The sequence below is a fragment of the Micromonospora aridisoli genome (assembly GCF_056150025.1).
This window is the reverse complement of record NZ_JAXCFK010000061.1, coordinates 1-678: the sequence shown is the minus strand read 5'-3', so window position 1 is coordinate 678 and position 678 is coordinate 1. Positions and strand designations below refer to the sequence as shown.

General features: G+C 58.7%; 1 pseudogene. It reads left to right on the top strand.

Annotated elements, in window-relative coordinates:
- Positions 1-285 (top strand): annotated as a pseudogene (locus tag SM447_RS29325) (hypothetical protein); the annotation flags it as partial.
- Between the last annotated feature and the right edge of the window lie 393 nt (positions 286-678).

Below are 678 nucleotides of genomic sequence, written 5' to 3'. Positions count from 1 at the left end.
CGTGCGATGGAAAGCGTGGACCGGTTGGGCATGTGCAAAACTCTGTTTGAGCCACTGTCAGAACTCTGGCAAGACGGAAAGCTGTCGGCGTCCGAGCTGGATGCGGTGATTGCGGCGTCGGCCGAGGGGTATTCGTTCCCGACAAATCTCGACACGGATCCCCCCAGTGGGGGCCTAGCTCCCGAAACGCAGGCAGCATTGGTCAGAAGATCCGTCCTTGAGCACGAGACCCAAATACAGCATATCAAGCTGCTTGACGCACAGTGCCGTCGTAGACGCGCATAGTTGCACAACTACGGCGTGTCTAGGCGTAGGGGCTGTCCTTTTGACATTATCACCTATGTAGATGTGCAGGACGACTTCGGGGCGGTGGTACGCGCGCCCTATCTGGCTCAGTTCAAACGGATCCCGAAACAGGATTCATGGCGTCGAGTATCTGAACTGAAATGCATGAGACAGGAGCGCCACGTCCGGGCGCCCCTGCCTGGATCCAGCGTGATTGCTGCATCACCGCCGCGACGGCACCCGGCTTCTTCTCCAGCGCTCGACATTGATTGGGTGCTCTCGCCCAAGGCTGCGATGAAAACCATGCGCCGTTGACCAATTGAGGCACTACGAGAAGCTGTTGACTTGGTCGTCATTCCGACCGCGCGGGAAGCCGAAGTTCGCTGCTGGCGC